We start from the raw sequence: 16854 nt of genomic DNA, 5'->3' as shown, positions 1-16854 counted from the left end.
ATAGGTTTTGATCGCAAAGCATCGTTTGCCATGGTCAGATAGAGGGTATCGGTTGTAGGGGCTGTTGCGCTAGCGCTCTCATCGCTTCTTCGAAGCGACTGCCGCGCGACGCCTTTTGCTTTGCAAAAGGCTTGGTGGAGCCTAGCGGGATCGAACCGCTGACCTCCTGCATGCCATGCAGGCGCTCTCCCAGCTGAGCTAAGGCCCCATCGTGGATCATGTGATCCGGGTCGTTCTGTGCCGCTAATTAGGCGCTGGCGGAGGCGGGATCAAGCGGAAAATTGACCCCGCCGCCGATTAATTAGTCCTCGTCGTCCGAGGCCACATCGGCCAAATCGTCGAGCGGAACTGTATCGTCATCATCGTCTTCGTCATCAAGGATGTCGTCGTCCAGATCCACGTCGACCGAGTCATCGTCATCGACCAGCGATTCTTCGTTCGCCTTGTCGCCCTTCTTGGCTTTGGCTGTGACCGCATCCTCGGCATCCGCCGCGATCATGCGCGACTTGGAGTTGTCGACCTCGACCTCTTCGCCCGTGTAGGGGCTGATGATCGGATTTTTATTGAGGTCATAGAAGCGCTTGCCCGTAGTGGGGCACAGGCGCTTGGTTCCCCATTCTTCGTTGGGCATGAAACACCCCTTTATAATATTGCTGTTGCGTGTAGATGATTCCGGCCAAGTGCCATATGAGGGGGGCACTGTCAAAGGCTTTGGCCTCTATCTAGGGACGTTGCTCCGGTAATGAAAGACCCTGTGCTGCCCGGCAACCCGCCGATTCCGCTGATCCTGCGCCGTTCGGCGCGCGCGCGACGCATCTCTTTGCGGATCTCGCAGTTGGACGGGCGGGTCACCCTGACCATGCCCAAACGTTTGGCCGAGCGTGAGGCTTTGGCCTTTGCCGAGACCAAACAGGACTGGATTCGCCAGCATCTCGCCGCGCGGGGCGAGGATGTGATCGTGGGGCCGGGGGCTGAGGTGCCGGTAGGCGGCAAGGTGCTGCGGGTGCGCGGCGGGCAGGGGGCTGCCGTGCAAGGGAAGGGCGTGCGGATCGGCCCCGAAGAAATCTTCGTGCCCGGCCCGGAGGAGAGCATCGGCAAACGTCTTGCGGCGCATCTGCGCGAAGTGGCCCGCGACCGCCTCGCCGGGGCCTGTGACGACTATGCCGCCCTGCTGGGCAGGCCATATGCCCGGATCACCCTGCGCGACACGCGCTCTCGCTGGGGGTCTTGCACCAGTGATGGCGGGCTGATGTTTTCGTGGCGGCTGATCATGACCCCGCCCGAGGTGCTGGATTATGTCGCCGCCCATGAGGTTGCGCATCTGGCGCAGATGAACCACTCGCCCGCCTTCTGGGCCGAGGTCACGCGGATATACGGTGATTATCAGGCCCCCCGCCAATGGCTGCGCGACCATGGCGGCGCGCTGCATCGCTACCGATTCTAGGGCAGGGCCGCAAAGCGCGCCTTCAGCAGCGCTTCGGCATATTCATCCTCGGCCGTGCTGTCATGCACCACGCCACCACCGACATTTAGCCGTAACCGCCCATCGGCGTGGCAGGTCGCCGTGCGGATCGCCACGTTGAACTGCATCGCCCCTTCGGGCGCGATCCAGCCCACTGCGCCGCAATAGGCATCGCGCGGGCCGGCCTCCAATGCGTGGATGATTTGCATGGCGCGGATCTTCGGCGCCCCGGTGATCGAGCCGCAGGGAAAGAGCGCGGCGAAGATGTCGTGCAGGCTGCACCCGGGGCGTAACTGCGCGGCGATCTCCGAGGTCATCTGGTGCAGCGTCGCGTAGGTCTCGATCTCGAAGAGCTTGGGCACGGTGACGCTGCCCAGTTCCGCGATCCGGCTGATGTCATTGCGCAGCAGGTCCACGATCATCAGGTTCTCGGCCATGTTCTTTTCCGAGGCGGCAAGATCGGCGCGCAGCTTGGCGTCTTCATGGGCGTCCCGCCCCCGCCGCGCGGTGCCCTTCATCGGGCGCGCGGTTAGGTGTCCGTCCGCGGTCAGCGCAAAGAACAACTCGGGCGAGCGTGACAGCAGGACCGGGCCGCCAAGATCGACGAAGGCCCCATGTTCCACCCTCTGGCGCTGCCGCAGCCGGGCATAGAGGGCGGCAGGCGTGCCGCTATAACGCCCCTCCATCCCAAAGGTCAGATTGGCCTGATAGATGTCCCCGGCTGTGATGAAGTCCTGCACCTGCGCAAAGGCGGCCTCATACTGGGCAAAGTCCCAATCCGGCGTCAGGGCATACAGGCTTGCATCCCCAGTTGCGTCGTCGAAACGGTGCGGTTGAGGCGCATCAAACACCCCGAAACGCAGCAGGGGCAGCCCGCGCTCCGCAGGCATCAGCTCGCGCAGCTTACCAGAGCCGAGGTAGCCCAGCTCGTAACTCGCATAGCCAGCAAGCCACGCGCCTCCCGCCTGCGCCGCCTCAAGGGCTGCAAAGGCTGCGGGCACCTCCGCGGGGGTCTGGGCGCTGATGATCCGCTGGGGCGCGTGAAAAGCCGTGCCGCTTCCCAGCGGGCCAGTGTCAAAGAGGACGCAAGGGCCAGCCATGCCGCGCCTTAAAAGTCCGCAGGCACGCGCATGTCGCGCAGCGGGCGGACGATATCGATGGATTCTTGGTAGATCGGGTGCGCCTTATAGGCGGCCAGCGCCTCGGCGTCGGGGAATTCGGCATAGACAACCACATCCACATCGCCCGAAAGCGCATCGACACGGGTGTTTTCGCAGATCTCGAAGGTAGTCGAATGCGGGATGTCGGCCAGTTTCCAAAGCCCGGCCACGATCGTGGGCAAGTCTTTGGGGTCTTTGGCCGAGAAAAAGACCACGTGACGGATGAAGTTTCGTTTGGTCAAGGCGCGTCTCCTTTGGCGGTTTTATCCCCGATAAATCGCCGCAGGGCTCGGGACAACGGGTGATCGTGCTCAGCGCCGCAAAATGCCGCGCTTGACGGGTGGCTAATTTGTGATCACAACCGCATCATGAACCTAAGCCCCCGCCCTGTCGAGGCCACACCACTGGCCCATGATCGTGTCTACCGTCGCCTGCGCGCGCGGATCATGCACGGCGATCTGCCGCCCGGTCACGCGCTGACCCTGCGCGGCATCGGCAAGGAATATGAGGTCTCAATGACGCCCGCGCGCGAAGCGGTGCGGCGTTTGGCGGCCGAAGGCGCGCTGACGATGTCGGCCTCAGGGCGCATCTCCACCCCAGAACTCAGCAACGAGCGGATTGAAGAATTGGCGGCCCTCCGCGCGCTTTTAGAGGTCGAACTCGCCTCCCGCGCCTTGCCGCGCGCACATATGGCGCTGATCGAGCGGATGCAGACCATCAACACCAATATCGCCGAGGCCGTGGCCCACCGCGATGCGGTCAGCTACATCCGCACCAACCTCGAATTCCACCGAACGCTTTATCTGCGCGCCCAAGCGCCTGCCATGCTCGCCATGGCGGAGACGGTCTGGCTGCAACTGGGCCCCACCATGCGCGCGCTCTATGGCCGCCTGCGCCGGACCGAGCCGCCGCATTTCCACCGGTTGATCATCGCCGCCCTGCGCGCCGGGGATGAACCGGGGCTGCGACTGGCGGTGCGCTCTGATGTCACCCAAGGTCTGCGGATGCTGGCCAGTTAACTGCTGGCCCCATGCTCAGCTCGCCGCGCCCTCTTTTGGCGGCGCGACAGGCTTGACCATCCAATGCGTGCCGGTTGATAAAATACAGCTCATGCCGTCAGCCCTGCTTATCAACACGGTAAAGCTGCCGCTTTCAGCCGAGGCAAAGACTTCGATCAGTGCGTTCGGGTTTTGCAGGCCCCGCGCCGAAAGGGTCTCGCCATAGGCGGCTTCCAATTGCGCCGCGAGCGCCGCACGCGGGGCGCAGGCCAGTGCCTGAGCAAAGACCGGTGGCCCGGTGCAAGCCATACCAAAGAGCAGGGCGGCAGTGAGGATACGTTTATACATGACAGGCTCCCTTGTGCTGTGGTCAACAAGGGCATCCGGCGGCACAGGGGTGTCGCAGACGCCCTGTAGTATAAATATCGGCTGCGTTGGGGCTGTTTGCAAATCACACCGGGTCACATATGCGGCGCTTGACAGGTGCGCGGCAGAGGCGCATCTACGCTTCATGGAACAGACCTGCTTCACAACAGTCTATTATCCCCGCTCCTAACCGGCGCGGCACCTATTCCCATATCCACAAGCCGCCACAGCGCGGCTTTGCTTGTCTCCCTGTGGCAATCACAGAAAGAGACGACATGCCCCCTATTCGCCCCGCCCGAAAATCCGATCTACCAATGGTCCTCGATCTGGCTCATGCGCTGGCCGCCTACCACGGCGACACCGCCACACTCACGCTTGCAGCGCTGGAACGGGACTGCCTCGGCCCCACGCCTTGGCTGACACTCTTGGTCGCCGAAGGCGCGACCGGCTTGCATGGCTATGCGGCGCTCTGCCCGCAGATGCAGTTGCAATTCGGCGCAAGGGGGATGGACCTTCACCACCTCTTTGTCTGTGACACCGCGCGTGGGCGCGGCATCGGCAAAGCACTGGTCGACGCCGCGCTGGACCATGCAAAGGCGCAGGGATGCAGCTATGTGACGGTGGGTACAGATACAAAAAACCGGCGCGCGCAGGGGTTCTACCGCGCCGCCGGTTTCGATCAAATCACGCCTGATCCGCGTTTTCGGCGGCGGCTGGCCTAGGCCGCCAGCCCTTTGCGGCCCATCTCAAGGAACTTGGTCCGGCGCTCTTTGACCAAAGTCTTGCCGTCCTTGCCGTCGAGTTCCTTGAGCATGGCTTCGATCGAGTTGCCCACTGCCTTGATCGACTCTTCGGCATGGCGATGCGCGCCGCCCATCGGTTCGGGAATGATACGGTCAATGACACCAAGGGTCTTAAGCTCATTCGCCGTCAAACGCATCTGCTCAGCCGCTTCGCGCATTTTCTCGCTGTCTTTCCACAGGATCGACGCACAGCCTTCGGGCGTGATCACCGAATAAACCGAATGCTCCAGCATCGCGACGCGGTTCGCCGTGGCAAAAGCCACCGCCCCGCCAGAGCCGCCTTCGCCGACGATCACACTGATCAGGGGCACACCGATCTGCAGGCATTTTTCCGTCGAGCGGGCAATCGCCTCAGACTGGCCACGCTCCTCTGCGCCCTTGCCGGGATAGGCACCGGGCGTGTCGACGATGGTGACCACGGGCAGGTTGAACTTATCCGCCAGTTCCATCAGCCGGACCGCTTTGCGATAGCCCTCAGGTCGCGCCATGCCGAAATTGCGCTCGATCCGGCTTTTGGTGTCATTGCCCTTCTCATGGCCAATCACCACCACCGGCGTATCGTTAAACCGCGCCAGCCCGCCCATGACGGCCAGATCATCGGCAAAATTGCGGTCGCCCGCCAGCGGCGTGAATTCCGTAAAAAGCGCCTCGATATAGTCTTTGCAATGGGGCCGCTCTGGATGACGCGCCACCTGACATTTGCGCCATGGCGTCAATGAGCCATAAAGGTCTTCGAGCATCCCCGCGGCTTTCTTGTCCAGCGCGCGGGCCTCATCGGTGATGTCCATCTCTTCGTTGGACCGGGCCAATGCCCGCAGCTCTTCCGCCTTGCCTTCGATCTCGGCCAGCGGTTTTTCGAAATCCAAATATTGGGTCATTGCATGCTCCGGCTTGTTGCCCTGTTATATGGAGCGCAACGCGCCGGTTTGCAACGCGGGTTTGACAGGCAGGCAGGCCCACGCCCTTACCACTTCATCCTTTTTCAAATACCCGCGGGGGTCCGGGGGCAGGGCCCCTGGCGGTCTGCCACAGGCGCTCAGCCCCCAGCGATCATCTCGGACTGCCGCACAATCACCTCGGCCTGTTTGATGCTGGCGATATCCACCAGACGCCCCTTATAGACCGTCGCCCCTTCGCCCTTCGCTTTGGCCTCTTCCATCGCCGCGAGAATCTCCCGCGCCTCGGCCACGGCCTCCTCGGAGGGCGTGAAAACCTCGTTGCTTAGCGCGACCTGTTTGGGGTGGATCGCCCATTTGCCCACCATCCCCAATGTCGCCGACCGCCGCGCCTGCGCGCGGAAACCCTCGTCATCCGAAAAATCGCCAAAAGGCCCATCGACCGGCAACACCCCATGGGTGCGACAGGCCGCCACGATCGCCGCCTGCGCCCAGTGCCATGGGTCGGACCAATGCTTTTGCTCACCGCGCTGCATATAGTAGTTTTCCTGCGTGCCGCCGATGCCCGTGGTCTGCATCCCCATCGAGGCCGCGAAATCGGCAGCCCCCAGCGACATCGCTTGCAGGCGCGGCGAAGCGGCGGCGATCTCTTCTACATGGGCGATGCCGGCCGCGGATTCGATAATCACCTCGAAACTGATCTTCTTCTCGCGGCCCTTGGCGGTTTCCACTGCGGTGACCAGCGCATCCACCGCATAGACATCCGCCGCACAGCCAACTTTCGGGATCATGATCTGATCAAGGCGCGGCCCGGCCTGTTCCAGCAGCTCCACCACGTCACGATACCAATAGGGCGTGTCCAACCCGTTGATCCGGACCGAAAGCGTCTTCTTGCCCCAGTCGATCTCCGAGATCGCCTTGATGATATTGGCGCGCGCGCTGTCCTTGTCCGAAGGTGCCACGCTGTCTTCGAGGTCAAGGTTGATCACATCCGCATCCGAGGCCGCCATCTTTTCAAAGATCGCCGGGCGGGAGCCGGGGCCGAACAATTGGCAGCGGTTCGGGCGGGCAGGGGCGGCAGGCTGAATGCGGAAGCTCATGGGGCACCTATGGGTAATTTTGTTTCATCATGCGTCTTCATTCTGGTATGAAATTGCGCCGCCAATCGCAAGGGGGATTTCGCAGTTGCAGCATTTCGATGTTTTTCGAGGCGGGCCAAGGTGGCGCACGATTTTTGCGCAACCAGCGGTAATTCGCGGTAAATGCTGCGCAATTGCATGCTGATGCGTCGACAACGCCACGCACTTGCGTATTCTCGCGCGCAATATGCGGACAAAATCAATGCCGGAGACTTGCCATGATCAAAACCCCTTATCTGCTGTTTTTAGGCGACGCGCCTGACTCTCTGTCCGCCAAGGTCGCTCAAGGCATCAAAGACTGGCGCCCCGACAACGCTGTGGGCCAATTCCGCATGGAAGGCTGCAAGGCCGATCTCGGCTTGCAAGACATGACGCTGGCCGAAGCGCGCGAGGCAGGGGCCGAGACTTTGGTCATCGGCGTCGCCAACCGCGGCGGCAAAATCAGCGCGGCATGGAAAGAAGTGCTGATCGAGGCGCTGAACTTGGGTTTCGACATCGCCTCTGGCCTGCACAACCTTCTGCGCAACGAAGCCGATCTGGTCGCCGCCGCCGAGGCGAATGGCACAACCCTGCATGACGTGCGCGTGCCCAGCGTCGAATATCCCATCGCCGACGGTAAGAAACGCAGCGGTAAGCGGGTCTTGGCAGTGGGCACCGATTGCTCGGTCGGGAAAATGTACACCGCCCTCGCGCTTGATGAGGCGATGCGCGAAAAGGGCATGAAAAGTACCTTCCGTGCCACGGGCCAGACCGGCATCCTGATCACCGGCGAAGGCGTGCCGCTGGATGCAGTGATTGCCGATTTCATGGCCGGGTCGGTGGAATATCTCACCCCCGCCAATGACGATGACCATTGGGACATCATCGAAGGGCAGGGCAGCCTGTTCCACGTCTCCTACTCAGGCGTGACCATGGCGCTGATCCACGGCGGCCAACCCGATGCGCTGATCCTCTGCCATGAGCCCACGCGGACCCATATGCGCGGCCTGCCGGAATACAGCCTGCCCAGCCTCGAAGCGGTGCGCGACATGGCGCTGACGCTGGCGCAGGTGTCGAACCCAGACTGCAAGGTCGTTGGTATCTCGGTCAACACCTACCACATGTCTGAGGCCGAGGCGGATGCCTATCTGGCCGAGGTCGAAGAGCGTCTTGGCCTGCCTGCGGTCGATCCCTTCCGCCAAGGGGCTGCGCGGCTGGCCGATGCACTGGCGGCGCTGTGACCATGCAGATCGACGTTACCGCAGATACATTAAAACTGGCGCAGGTCTTTACCATCAGCCGCGGTTCGCGGACCGAGGCCAAAGTGCTGACCGTCCGCGTGACCGAAGGTGTCGTGACTGGCTGGGGCGAATGCGTGCCCTACGCGCGTTACGACGAAACGCTCGAATCAGTCACGGCTGAGATTAACGGCCTGCCCGACAATTTCACCCGTGCCGCGCTTTATGATCTGCTGCCCGCCGGGGCGGCCCGCAACGCTGTCGATTGCGCGCTGTGGGATCTGGAAGCCAAACGCGCGGGCAAGCGCGTTTGGGAGCTGGCCGGGCTGACCGCGCCGGGGCCAGAGATCACGGCCTATACCCTCTCGCTGGACGAACCCGAGGCGATGCGCGCGCAGGCGGCGAAACACAGCTATCGGCCACTGTTGAAGATCAAGCTCGGCACGCCCGACGATATGCCGCGCCTTGAAGCGGTCCGCGCGGGTGCGCCCGATGCCACCATCATCATCGACGCCAATGAGGGCTGGTCGGCTGAGGTCTATGCCGATCTCGCCCCGCATCTGGTCCGTCTTGGCGTGGCGCTGGTGGAGCAACCCTTGCCCGCAGGGGACGACGACGCGCTTTTGGGTATGGATCGCCCCGTGCCCGTCTGCGCGGATGAAAGCTGCCATGACCGTGCCAGCCTGCCGGGCCTCAAGGGCAAATACGATGTGGTGAACATCAAGCTCGACAAGACCGGCGGGCTGACCGAAGCGCTGGCGTTGCGCGATGCGGCGCGGGCCGAAGGCTTCGACGTGATGGTTGGCTGCATGGTCGGATCGTCGCTGGCCATGGCCCCCGCGACGCTGGTCGCTCAAGGTGCGAAGGTGGTGGACCTTGACGGCCCGCTGCTTCTGGCCGAAGACCGCGACAATGCTTTGAAATTCGACGGCGCGGGCGTGCATCCCCCCGCCGCAGCGCTTTGGGGGTGACCATGCGGACTGTCTATGTAAACGGCGAATACCTGCCCGAGGATCAAGCCAAGGTCTCGATCTTTGATCGGGGTTTCCTGATGGCCGATGGGGTCTATGAGGTGACAAGCGTGCTGGATGGCAAGCTTATCGCTTTTGACGGCCATGCCGAACGGCTGACCCGCTCGATGAACGAGCTCGACATGCGCGCGCCTGCCACCACTGAAGAGCTGCTGGAGATTCACCGCGAGCTGGTGCGGCTGAACGACATCAAAGACGGGTTGATCTATCTTCAGGTCACGCGCGGGTCGGATGGTGACCGCGATTTCGCCTTCCCCGATCCCGACACCACCGCGCCCTCGCTAGTGCTGTTTACCCAGTCGAAACCGGGGCTGGCCGACAACCCTGCCGCCCGTGATGGCATCCGCGTCATCAGCATCGAAGACATCCGCTGGGGCCGTCGCGACATTAAAACGGTGCAGCTGCTCTACCCGTCGATGGGTAAGATGATGGCCAAGAAAGCCGGTGTCGAAGACGCGTGGATGGTCGAAGACGGTTTCGTCACCGAGGGCACCTCGAACAACGCCTATATCGTTAAGGACGGCAAGATCGTCACGCGCGAGACCTCCAGCGATATCCTGCACGGCATCACCCGCAAAGCGGTGCTGGAACTGGCCCGCGAGGCGCAGATGCAGGTCGAAGAACGCAACTTTACCATCGAAGAGGCGCAGCAGGCGGATGAGGCGTTTGTGACCTCGGCCAGCGCTTTCGTGACGCCCGTGGTAGAGATTGACGGCACCAAGATCGGCAGCGGCACGCCGGGCAAATTGGCGCCCCGTCTGCGCGAAATCTATCTGGAAGAGATGCGCAAAACCGCGATCTGACGCTCAGAACCGCGATAAAACCAGCCCCGCCGCCACCAGCGCGGCGGCGGCAATGCGGGTGGGGGTGATGGCCTGCACCGTCAGGCCCAAAAGCCCCGTCGCATCGATGACCAGCGCCGCGCTTAGCTGGCCGAGGATCAGGGCTGAGATCACCGTCAGCGCGCCCAGCGTCGGGATCGCCCAAAGCACCGACCAGACGTAGAACGCCCCCAGCACACCACCCAGCAGCAAGACCGGCGAAGCCGAAGCCGCGCGGGGCAGGGCGCCCAACTCGCCCCGCAGTAGCAAGACCCCCAGTAGGATTGCGAAACCCACGCCAAAGGACACCGCCGCCGCAGCGACCCCGCTGCCGATGTTACGGCCCAAGGCGGCATTGATCGGCGTTTGCAAGGCCACGGCGGCCCCGGCGATGGCCACGACGATAAGGGCAAGGATGGGGGTGTTCATGACGGCTCCGCTCTGCTTGGCCCCAGCATGAGAAATGTCCCGTCGGACGCAAGGGCTTTCGCAGCCACGGGCCGCGCGGCTAGACTGGTGCAAAGAGGAGGCCGCAATGCGCAACGAGATTGACCGGGCAGAGATGAAAGCCGCCGTGGGGCGCGAATTGGGCGTCTCACCATGGTTCATGATGGATCAGGCGCGGATCGACGCCTTTGCCGATGTGACCGAAGATCACCAGTTCATCCATGTTGATCCAGTGCGCGCGGCGGAAACGGATTTCGGCGGCACCGTGGCGCATGGAATGCTGACGCTGTCGATGATGTCGGGCATGGCCTATGGCGCGCTGCCGGTGATGACGGGGGCAAAGGCGTCGATCAACTACGGGTTCGATAGCGTGCGTTTCATCGCGCCTGTGCATTCCGGCAAGCGGATCCGGGGGCGGTTTGCCCTGGCAGAGGCACAGACGCGGGGGCGCGGCAATCTGATGACCCGCTTTGCCGCGACGGTTGAGATTGAGGGGGCAGAGCGCCCGGCGCTGAAGGCCGATTGGCTGGTGCTCTACATGTTTTGAGCGGCCCCCTTCGGGGCGGAGGGGGCGAACGCTCAGCGATGCGGGCGAAGTAAAAGGGCAGGCATGGGGGCACCGAAAAGAAAGCCCCTAATGCCCGCCCCATTGGCGGTTTCACTCACGCCGCGCAGGTAGTGAGTGTTGCGCGATCATGGTCAATGCTGTCGTTTGACGGTGCATTGTTTCAGCTCGACGGGCTGTTAGCCTTTGCCGACGTTCTCTTCAAATGCCGTCTTGAACGCCTCTTTCTGGCTGTCTTTCGCTTCGGTCTGATAGTTGGCTTTCCATGCGTCCATGGTCATCCCGTAGAAAAGCTCGCGCGCCTCGTCCTTGCCCATGTCGATGCCGCGCTCGTTGGCGGCCTCTTGATACCAGCGCGACAGGCAGTTGCGGCAAAATCCGGCGAGGTTCATCATGTCGATGTTCTGCACATCGGTCCGGTCTTCCATCAGGTGTTTCTGCAACCGGCGAAAGGCGGCGGCTTGCAGTTCGATCTCTTGTTGGCTGGGCATGACAGCTTCCTTCTCATATCACTGGACGGCACCGCGAGGGACCGTCATTCTGATGAAACCTTTGACAGGCACTCATGGGGGCGCTAGGCCACCGGATAGGCGATGTTATCGTTAACATTCGCTTTGGGGACATAGGACACGAAGGAACAGATATGAGACGTTTGCGCAATGTAAAGATCGTGGCCACACTCGGGCCGGCCTCCGAAACCCGAGAGGTGATCGCGGCATTGCACAACGCCGGTGCAGATGTTTTCCGGCTCAACATGAGCCACGGCAGCCATGAAGAGATCCGCGAAAAGCACCGTATCATCCGCGAGATCGAAAAAGAGACCGGCGGCGCGATCGGCATTTTGGCTGACCTTCAGGGGCCGAAGCTGCGCGTGGGCGTTTTCGAGGGCGACGGGCCGACCTTGGAAGAAGGGGCATCCTTCCGGCTTGATCTTGATGAGGCGCCGGGCGATGCGGCCCGTGTTTGCCTGCCCCATCCCGAAATTTTCGCAGCCCTTGAGCCGGGCGCGAGCCTGTTGGTCAATGACGGTAAAATCCGTCTGAAGGTGCGCGACTGCGGTCCTGATTTTGCCGATTGCGAAGTCGTGACGGGCGGTGTGATCTCGAACCGCAAGGGCGTGAACGTGCCCGACGTGCTGCTGCCCTTGGCCGCCCTGTCCGAGAAGGACCGGGCTGATCTAGAATTCGTCTGCGAGTTGGGTGTTGATTGGCTCGCCCTCAGCTTTGTCCAGCGGCCCGAAGATGTGACCGAGGCACGTGATCTGGTCAAAGGCCGGGCGGCGATCCTGTCGAAGATCGAAAAGCCTTCCGCCGTGGAGCGGTTCGAGGCCATCTTGGAGGTCAGCGATGGCATCATGGTGGCGCGCGGGGATCTGGGCGTGGAGCTGCCCGTGCAGAACGTGCCGCCGATCCAAAAGCGTCTGGTGCGCAAATGCCGGGCGGCTGCCAAGCCGGTGATCGTGGCGACTCAGATGCTCGAATCGATGATCGAAAGCCCGATGCCGACCCGCGCCGAAGTGTCGGACGTGGCCACGGCGATCTACGAAGGCGCGGATGCGGTGATGCTGAGTGCGGAATCAGCCGCCGGGGATTACCCGCTGGAGGCCGTGGCGACGATGGATAACGTCGCCCAAGAGGTCGAAGCCGATCCGACCTATACGCAGATCATCGAATCTTCGCGTACGGCGGACCGTACCACCGTGGCCGACGGAATCGTCGCCGCCGCGCGTGAGATTGCTGAGACGACGGACATCAAGGCGATCTGCTGTTTCACCCAATCGGGCACCACAGCGCTGCTGACCGCGCGCGAACGCCCCCGCGTGCCGATCATCGCGCTGTCGCCATTGGTCAATACCGCGCGCCGTCTGGCGCTCAGCTGGGGCACGAATTGCATCATCACCGATGGGCATGACCGGTTCAAACTGGCCGTCCTCAGCGCCGCGCGGGCAGCATTGTCAGAGGGCTACGCCGGGCCGGAGGATCATATCGTGGTGACCGCCGGTGTGCCTTTCAACGTGCCGGGCAGCACCAATATTCTGCGCGTGGCGCCCTGTGACGAACGTTTGATTTACGCCTCCGATCCGGAGTAGCCTTTCCTCAACTAGGGGGATGTTGCGTGTGAACTCTGACTTGGCACTGGTGGTTGGCATCGTTCTGGCGGTGCTGTCGATCCCTTCGATACTCTCCGCGGTGACCGACCGTCGGTCGCCGCGCGCCTCGGCCATCACGATCTTGATTGCTGCCGGGCTGGTCGTCTTTGCGCTGCAGAAAAATCCAGGGCGCTATTCCTTCGAGACGCTGCCGGATGTCTTCGTTTCCGTGGCGGCGGACCTGTTGCCTTAAGCGCGTCCACAGCGCTGCTCAAAACCTCTTGCATCCGCACCCGAGCGCGCCTATACGGCGCATCTTAGCCTGCACGACCGGCCTCAAGTGGCATGCCGAGTCGTGTTTATACCGAACTCAAAAGACGGAGACGGAAATGCCCAAGATGAAGACGAAATCGAGCGCCAAAAAGCGCTTTAAGGTCTCGGCGACTGGTAAGGTCATCGGCAGCCAAGCTGGCAAACAGCACGGTATGATCAAGCGGACCAACAAGTTCATCCGTAACGCACGCGGCACGACAACACTGTCCGAGCCCGATGCAAAGATCATCAAGGGCTTCATGCCCTACGCCCGCTGATATAGGAGTACCGAGATGTCCCGAGTTAAAGGTGGTACAGTCACCCACGCGCGTCACAAGAAGATCATCAAAGCCGCAAAAGGCTATTATGGTCGGCGCAAGAACGTCTTCAAGGTCGCCACACAGGCGGTCGACAAGGCCAACCAATATGCAACCCGTGACCGCAAGAACCGCAAGCGCAACTTCCGCGCTCTGTGGATCCAGCGGATCAACGCCGCCGTGCGCAGCCATGACGAAGCGCTGACATACAGCCGCTTCATTAACGGTCTGTCGCTGGCCGGTATCGAAGTGGACCGTAAGGTTCTGGCCGATCTGGCCGTGCATGAGCCCGAAGCCTTTGGCGCGATCGTCAAACAGGCGCAGGACGCACTGGCAGCCTAAGCTGACCTTGCATTGAGTTTTAGAAAGCCCCGCCCCACGGCGGGGCTTTTTGCGTTTGGGCAGACGCAGAAGGACCGAAGGGGATCCTCAAGAAAATGTCATTGAACTGCCCCAAGAGCCATCTGTTGTGCCAGCAGGACACATTCAGGAAGGAAGACATTCAATGACACTTTCCCTACGCCAACTGTTGACCGGTGCCGCGATTGGCGCGCTGGTTCCCGCGACCGCCTTTGCCGAGGCACATGCCGACAAAGACAAAGTTGTGCTGCAGGCGCAGACGCAGGAGTTTATCGACAGCCTTGAAGGCTCGACCCCCATCAATGAGCTATCGCCGGAAGAGGCGCGGCAGGTCTTGATCGACACGCAGACCAAGGCAGATGTCGAGATGCCCGATGCCTCGGTCGAGAAAATGACACTGGAAATTGGCCCCACCGGACAGACGGATGTGGTCGTGGTAAAGCCCGCGGATGCCGGTGATGAGGCATTGCCGGGCGTGCTTTACTTCCACGGTGGCGGCTGGATCCTGGGCAATTTCACGACCCATGAGCGCATGATCCGCGAACTGGCGAACCAGACAGGCGCGGCTTATGTCTTTGTCGACTACGCCCCGGCGCCCGAGCAGAAGCACCCCGTGCAGCTTGAGCAGGATTTCGCAGTGCTAAAACATGTTGCAGAGAATGCCGCTGAGTTCGGCATTGATGCCAACCAACTGGCTTTGGCGGGCGATTCTGTCGGTGGCCAGATGGTCGCTGTCGTGGCGCAGATGGCCAAAGAGCAGGGCGGCCCGGACCTCGACGCGCTGGCGATGATTTACCCGGTTACCACCGCTGATCTGACCAGCGGCTCTTACGAGGAATTCGCTGATGGCCCGTGGTTGACCAAAGCCTCGATGGAGTGGTTCTGGAACGCCTATCTGCCTGAGGACGCCGATCCGATGGATCCGATGATCTCTCCGTTGAACTATGACACCGAAGCGTTGGCCGATCTGCCGCCTTCGCTCGTGATTACAGGCGCAAACGATGTGTTGCGCGACGAAGGGGAAGCCTATGCGGCCAAGCTGGTCAAAGCGGGCGTGGAGACCGAGGGCACGCGCTATGATTTCTCGATCCACGACTTTGCCATGCTCAACCCCATTGCGGGCACCCCCGCGCCCGAAGCGGTGATTGAGCAGGTGTCTGGCTTTTTGAAAAACCACTTTTCGAAGTAAATCACCTCAAGGCCAAGCGAAAGCCCCGCCTCTTTGGTGGGGCTTTTTGCGTATCAGGTAGCTGCTTAATGTTGCCTTAATAAACCCTCGCCATGGCCATGCTCCTACCCCACCTTATGGACAATGTGGCTTAACGATAGGCCATTGTGCAGAGATCCTTCGCGGGTGGCGTGGCAATTTATGCTGTTGGTCGGCAGGTTATTTGAAAAAGGTGGGGACGTTTATGCCCGGGATTGTAATCAACAGGTTGGACGAAGATCCCCATGAAACGGTCCACGGCATTCGCGACGATACCAGTTCGCGCGGTGTCGATCTGGATGGGGCGCGGATCACGCTGACCTATGCGGATGGCACGACCGAGACGCTGACTTGGCACGCGACAGACCCCTATACGAATGGCGCGGCGGTTGGCGAGGATACGCAGATGTCCTTTGGCTATGACTGGCACCATCTGGAAACGACCAAACCTCTGGCCACTATGGAGATCGACCTCCAGCCCGCCAGTTCGGTTTTCGATACCACCACAGCTCCGGATGACGATCCGAATGGCGGCTCTACCCCCACGTCGCTAGAGGGGTTTCCCTTCCGGGTGAACGCAGACTCGCGGGATTTGGCCGGTGATCTTGAGGTGACCTACGCTGGCATCGTCAATCTGGCGGGCAGTCCGCCTGTGGGGGATCTTTTCACCACTATGACCGTTGATTTCTCCGCTCTGCCGGAGGGGGGGCTTGTGGGAAGTCTGGATTGGAAGTCCGACATCGACACGATGCGCGAAGAGGGGGATCTCGTCTCGACCGGTGTGGCCTGTTTCACGCGCGGCACCTTGATCACAACCGACCTGGGCGATCTGCCGGTCGAAACCTTGGCCCCCGGCGTGCGCGTGCTGACCCAAAGCAGTGGCTATCAAGAGCTTGTCGCCGCATTGCGCCGCTCTGTTGGGGTGTCGGAACTGGCGAAGAACCCGAAACTTTACCCCATTCGGATCACCGCTGGGGCATTGGGCGCGGGTCTGCCCAAGCGCGATCTCATGGTCTCGCGGCAGCACCGCATGGTTGCGCGCTCGGGCATCGTGAAGCGGGTTTGCGGGGCCATGGCCGTGCTCGTCGCCGCCATTCGGCTGACCGAACTGCCGGGGGTGCATGTCCACGATAGTGTGGCGCAGGTGGAATATTTCCACCTGATCTTTAAACGGCACGAGGTCGTCTATGCCGAGGGCGCGCCGAGCGAGAGCTTCCTGCTGAACGCCGAGACGATCGGCGTCCTAAGTCATGCGCAGCGCGAAGAATTTGCCACACTCTTTCCCACCTTGGTCGCAGGCGTCGGTTTCGGCGCAACCGCGCATCCGATCCCACCCGGGGAGTTGCAAAAACGGCTGATCGAAAAGCACAAGAAGAACGGGCGCGCGCTGCTATCGGTCTAACGTGTCGGGGTCATAGGGGTTCAGGCTGGCGGGGGGCAGGCTGATGCCGTCCTGCGCGGCCCGATGGGCGATCGCCTCTTCGCTGCGGTCCAGTTGTACGGCGATCACGGAGGGCGCTGTGCCCTCTGCCGCCAGAATGCGAAGCTGCTCAAGGTCTGCGGCGCTCCATGGGGCGCCGGTGCTGCGGTCATAATCTGCCATGTCGGAGGCTCCTTTCAGAGGTAAAACACGCCGCGACCACCGGCGGTTCCTCCGGGCGGGG

Annotated in this window: 22 protein-coding genes and 1 tRNA gene; 13 read left to right on the top strand and 10 right to left on the bottom strand. The window is 61.9% G+C overall.

Going from position 1 to position 16854, the window contains the following annotated elements; genetic code table 11:
- Positions 1–132: 132 nt before the first annotated feature.
- A tRNA-Ala gene (locus K3758_RS15865) sits at positions 133–208 on the bottom strand.
- 93 nt (positions 209–301) lie between these two features.
- Complete coding sequence (locus K3758_RS15860; RefSeq protein WP_259946493.1) at positions 302–631, bottom strand: TIGR02300 family protein; 330 nt, start codon at positions 629–631, stop codon at positions 302–304.
- Positions 632–742: 111 nt separating this feature from the next.
- On the opposite strand from K3758_RS15860, the gene K3758_RS15855 reads away from it, so the two are divergent.
- Positions 743–1444, top strand: a complete 702-nt coding sequence (locus K3758_RS15855; protein ID WP_259946492.1) for a M48 family metallopeptidase — start codon at positions 743–745, stop codon at positions 1442–1444.
- Here the strand turns inward: K3758_RS15855 and K3758_RS15850 are convergent.
- Both K3758_RS15850 and K3758_RS15845 read right to left on the bottom strand, forming a co-directional pair.
- Positions 1441–2562: an aminodeoxychorismate synthase component I gene (locus K3758_RS15850; RefSeq protein ID WP_259946491.1), complete on the bottom strand. Its 1122-nt coding sequence runs from the start codon at positions 2560–2562 to the stop codon at positions 1441–1443. The two genes, K3758_RS15855 and K3758_RS15850, sit on opposite strands and share 4 nt — an antisense overlap.
- Positions 2563–2570: 8 nt before the next feature.
- A complete protein-coding gene (locus tag K3758_RS15845; protein WP_067624770.1) occupies positions 2571–2864 on the bottom strand; it encodes a Dabb family protein in 294 nt (97 codons plus the stop codon).
- Positions 2865–2990: 126 nt separating this feature from the next.
- Between K3758_RS15845 and K3758_RS15840 the strand changes: the two genes are divergently transcribed.
- Positions 2991–3641, top strand: a complete 651-nt coding sequence (locus tag K3758_RS15840; protein WP_067624773.1) for a GntR family transcriptional regulator — start codon at positions 2991–2993, stop codon at positions 3639–3641.
- Positions 3642–3656: 15 nt separating this feature from the next.
- Here the strand turns inward: K3758_RS15840 and K3758_RS15835 are convergent, their stop codons facing one another.
- A complete protein-coding gene (locus K3758_RS15835; RefSeq protein WP_259946490.1) occupies positions 3657–3968 on the bottom strand; it encodes a hypothetical protein in 312 nt (103 codons plus the stop codon).
- Between the two features lie 293 nt (positions 3969–4261).
- On the opposite strand from K3758_RS15835, the gene K3758_RS15830 reads away from it, so the two are divergent.
- Positions 4262–4708 (top strand): GNAT family N-acetyltransferase, encoded by a 447-nt coding sequence (locus tag K3758_RS15830; RefSeq protein ID WP_259946489.1) that lies wholly within the window; start codon positions 4262–4264, stop codon positions 4706–4708.
- Here K3758_RS15830 and K3758_RS15825 read toward each other — a convergent pair.
- On the bottom strand, positions 4705–5667 hold the full coding sequence (locus tag K3758_RS15825; RefSeq protein WP_259946488.1) for an acetyl-CoA carboxylase carboxyltransferase subunit alpha: 963 nt from the start codon (positions 5665–5667) through the stop codon (positions 4705–4707). The genes K3758_RS15830 and K3758_RS15825 overlap by 4 nt on opposite strands.
- 158 nt (positions 5668–5825) lie before the next feature.
- Complete coding sequence (locus tag K3758_RS15820) at positions 5826–6785, bottom strand: L-malyl-CoA/beta-methylmalyl-CoA lyase (protein ID WP_259946487.1); 960 nt, start codon at positions 6783–6785, stop codon at positions 5826–5828.
- A gap of 257 nt (positions 6786–7042) precedes the next feature.
- Here K3758_RS15820 and dgcN point away from each other — a divergent pair, with 257 nt between their 5' ends.
- Genes dgcN through K3758_RS15805 form a run of 3 tightly spaced genes read left to right on the top strand, consistent with a single transcriptional unit; the run spans position 7043 to position 9875 of the window.
- Positions 7043–8044, top strand: a complete 1002-nt coding sequence (dgcN, locus tag K3758_RS15815) for an N-acetyltransferase DgcN (RefSeq protein WP_259946485.1) — start codon at positions 7043–7045, stop codon at positions 8042–8044.
- 2 nt (positions 8045–8046) lie between these two features.
- Positions 8047–9012, top strand: a complete 966-nt coding sequence (gene dgcA / locus K3758_RS15810; protein WP_259946483.1) for an N-acetyl-D-Glu racemase DgcA — start codon at positions 8047–8049, stop codon at positions 9010–9012.
- A gap of 2 nt (positions 9013–9014) precedes the next feature.
- A complete protein-coding gene (locus tag K3758_RS15805; RefSeq protein WP_259946481.1) occupies positions 9015–9875 on the top strand; it encodes a D-amino-acid transaminase in 861 nt (286 codons plus the stop codon).
- A 3-nt stretch (positions 9876–9878) separates the two neighbouring features.
- On the opposite strand, the gene K3758_RS15800 is transcribed toward K3758_RS15805, so the two are convergent.
- Entirely contained in the window at positions 9879–10322 is a 444-nt protein-coding gene (locus tag K3758_RS15800; RefSeq protein WP_259946479.1) for a DMT family transporter, read from the bottom strand.
- Positions 10323–10428: 106 nt separating this feature from the next.
- Here K3758_RS15800 and K3758_RS15795 point away from each other — a divergent pair, with 106 nt between their 5' ends.
- The gene (locus tag K3758_RS15795) at positions 10429–10887 is read left to right on the top strand and encodes a MaoC family dehydratase (protein WP_259946477.1); all 459 of its coding nucleotides are present in this window, start codon (positions 10429–10431) and stop codon (positions 10885–10887) included.
- 197 nt (positions 10888–11084) lie between these two features.
- On the opposite strand, the gene K3758_RS15790 is transcribed toward K3758_RS15795, so the two are convergent.
- Positions 11085–11396: a DUF1244 domain-containing protein gene (locus tag K3758_RS15790; RefSeq protein WP_132443798.1), complete on the bottom strand. Its 312-nt coding sequence runs from the start codon at positions 11394–11396 to the stop codon at positions 11085–11087.
- Positions 11397–11548: 152 nt separating this feature from the next.
- Between K3758_RS15790 and pyk the strand changes: the two genes are divergently transcribed.
- The 6 genes from pyk to K3758_RS15760 all read left to right on the top strand — a co-directional run bounded on the left by pyk (position 11549) and on the right by K3758_RS15760 (position 16592).
- A complete protein-coding gene (gene pyk, locus K3758_RS15785) occupies positions 11549–12994 on the top strand; it encodes a pyruvate kinase (protein WP_259946475.1) in 1446 nt (481 codons plus the stop codon).
- A gap of 28 nt (positions 12995–13022) precedes the next feature.
- Positions 13023–13247 carry a hypothetical protein gene (locus K3758_RS15780; RefSeq protein ID WP_259946474.1) on the top strand — a complete coding sequence of 75 codons (225 nt, stop codon included), beginning with the start codon at positions 13023–13025 and terminating at the stop codon, positions 13245–13247.
- 136 nt (positions 13248–13383) lie between these two features.
- The gene (gene rpmI, locus K3758_RS15775; protein WP_007118125.1) at positions 13384–13584 is read left to right on the top strand and encodes a 50S ribosomal protein L35; all 201 of its coding nucleotides are present in this window, start codon (positions 13384–13386) and stop codon (positions 13582–13584) included.
- 15 nt (positions 13585–13599) lie between these two features.
- A complete protein-coding gene (gene rplT / locus K3758_RS15770; RefSeq protein ID WP_007118124.1) occupies positions 13600–13965 on the top strand; it encodes a 50S ribosomal protein L20 in 366 nt (121 codons plus the stop codon).
- Between the two features lie 163 nt (positions 13966–14128).
- Positions 14129–15172, top strand: a complete 1044-nt coding sequence (locus tag K3758_RS15765; RefSeq protein WP_259946473.1) for an alpha/beta hydrolase — start codon at positions 14129–14131, stop codon at positions 15170–15172.
- A gap of 223 nt (positions 15173–15395) precedes the next feature.
- Positions 15396–16592, top strand: coding sequence for a Hint domain-containing protein (locus K3758_RS15760; protein ID WP_259946472.1), 1197 nt, complete (start codon positions 15396–15398; stop codon positions 16590–16592).
- Here the strand turns inward: K3758_RS15760 and K3758_RS15755 are convergent.
- On the bottom strand, positions 16581–16793 hold the full coding sequence (locus K3758_RS15755; protein ID WP_259946470.1) for a hypothetical protein: 213 nt from the start codon (positions 16791–16793) through the stop codon (positions 16581–16583). The genes K3758_RS15760 and K3758_RS15755 overlap by 12 nt on opposite strands.
- Between the last annotated feature and the right edge of the window lie 61 nt (positions 16794–16854).

It is taken from the genome of Sulfitobacter sp. W002 (genome assembly GCF_025142135.1).
Classification (GTDB): Bacteria; Pseudomonadota; Alphaproteobacteria; order Rhodobacterales; family Rhodobacteraceae; genus Sulfitobacter; species Sulfitobacter profundi.
The sequence above is the reverse complement of the archived record's forward strand: the minus strand, read 5'-3'. Positions and strand labels throughout refer to the sequence as shown.

Coding starts and splice junctions, on each gene's coding strand:
- rplT (WP_007118124.1), top strand. CDS start 13,600: ATGTCCCGAGTTAAAGGTGGTACAGTCACCCACGCGCGTCACAAGAAG.
- K3758_RS15830 (WP_259946489.1), top strand. CDS start 4,262: ATGCCCCCTATTCGCCCCGCCCGAAAATCCGATCTACCAATGGTCCTC.
- K3758_RS15805 (WP_259946481.1), top strand. CDS start 9,015: ATGCGGACTGTCTATGTAAACGGCGAATACCTGCCCGAGGATCAAGCC.
- rpmI (WP_007118125.1), top strand. CDS start 13,384: ATGCCCAAGATGAAGACGAAATCGAGCGCCAAAAAGCGCTTTAAGGTC.
- K3758_RS15840 (WP_067624773.1), top strand. CDS start 2,991: ATGAACCTAAGCCCCCGCCCTGTCGAGGCCACACCACTGGCCCATGAT.
- K3758_RS15825 (WP_259946488.1), bottom strand. CDS start 5,667: ATGACCCAATATTTGGATTTCGAAAAACCGCTGGCCGAGATCGAAGGC.
- K3758_RS15790 (WP_132443798.1), bottom strand. CDS start 11,396: ATGCCCAGCCAACAAGAGATCGAACTGCAAGCCGCCGCCTTTCGCCGG.
- K3758_RS15860 (WP_259946493.1), bottom strand. CDS start 631: ATGCCCAACGAAGAATGGGGAACCAAGCGCCTGTGCCCCACTACGGGC.
- K3758_RS15755 (WP_259946470.1), bottom strand. CDS start 16,793: ATGGCAGATTATGACCGCAGCACCGGCGCCCCATGGAGCGCCGCAGAC.
- K3758_RS15855 (WP_259946492.1), top strand. CDS start 743: ATGAAAGACCCTGTGCTGCCCGGCAACCCGCCGATTCCGCTGATCCTG.
- K3758_RS15835 (WP_259946490.1), bottom strand. CDS start 3,968: ATGTATAAACGTATCCTCACTGCCGCCCTGCTCTTTGGTATGGCTTGC.
- K3758_RS15800 (WP_259946479.1), bottom strand. CDS start 10,322: ATGAACACCCCCATCCTTGCCCTTATCGTCGTGGCCATCGCCGGGGCC.
- K3758_RS15795 (WP_259946477.1), top strand. CDS start 10,429: ATGCGCAACGAGATTGACCGGGCAGAGATGAAAGCCGCCGTGGGGCGC.
- dgcA (WP_259946483.1), top strand. CDS start 8,047: ATGCAGATCGACGTTACCGCAGATACATTAAAACTGGCGCAGGTCTTT.
- K3758_RS15850 (WP_259946491.1), bottom strand. CDS start 2,562: ATGGCTGGCCCTTGCGTCCTCTTTGACACTGGCCCGCTGGGAAGCGGC.
- K3758_RS15820 (WP_259946487.1), bottom strand. CDS start 6,785: ATGAGCTTCCGCATTCAGCCTGCCGCCCCTGCCCGCCCGAACCGCTGC.
- dgcN (WP_259946485.1), top strand. CDS start 7,043: ATGATCAAAACCCCTTATCTGCTGTTTTTAGGCGACGCGCCTGACTCT.
- K3758_RS15765 (WP_259946473.1), top strand. CDS start 14,129: ATGACACTTTCCCTACGCCAACTGTTGACCGGTGCCGCGATTGGCGCG.
- K3758_RS15760 (WP_259946472.1), top strand. CDS start 15,396: ATGCCCGGGATTGTAATCAACAGGTTGGACGAAGATCCCCATGAAACG.
- pyk (WP_259946475.1), top strand. CDS start 11,549: ATGAGACGTTTGCGCAATGTAAAGATCGTGGCCACACTCGGGCCGGCC.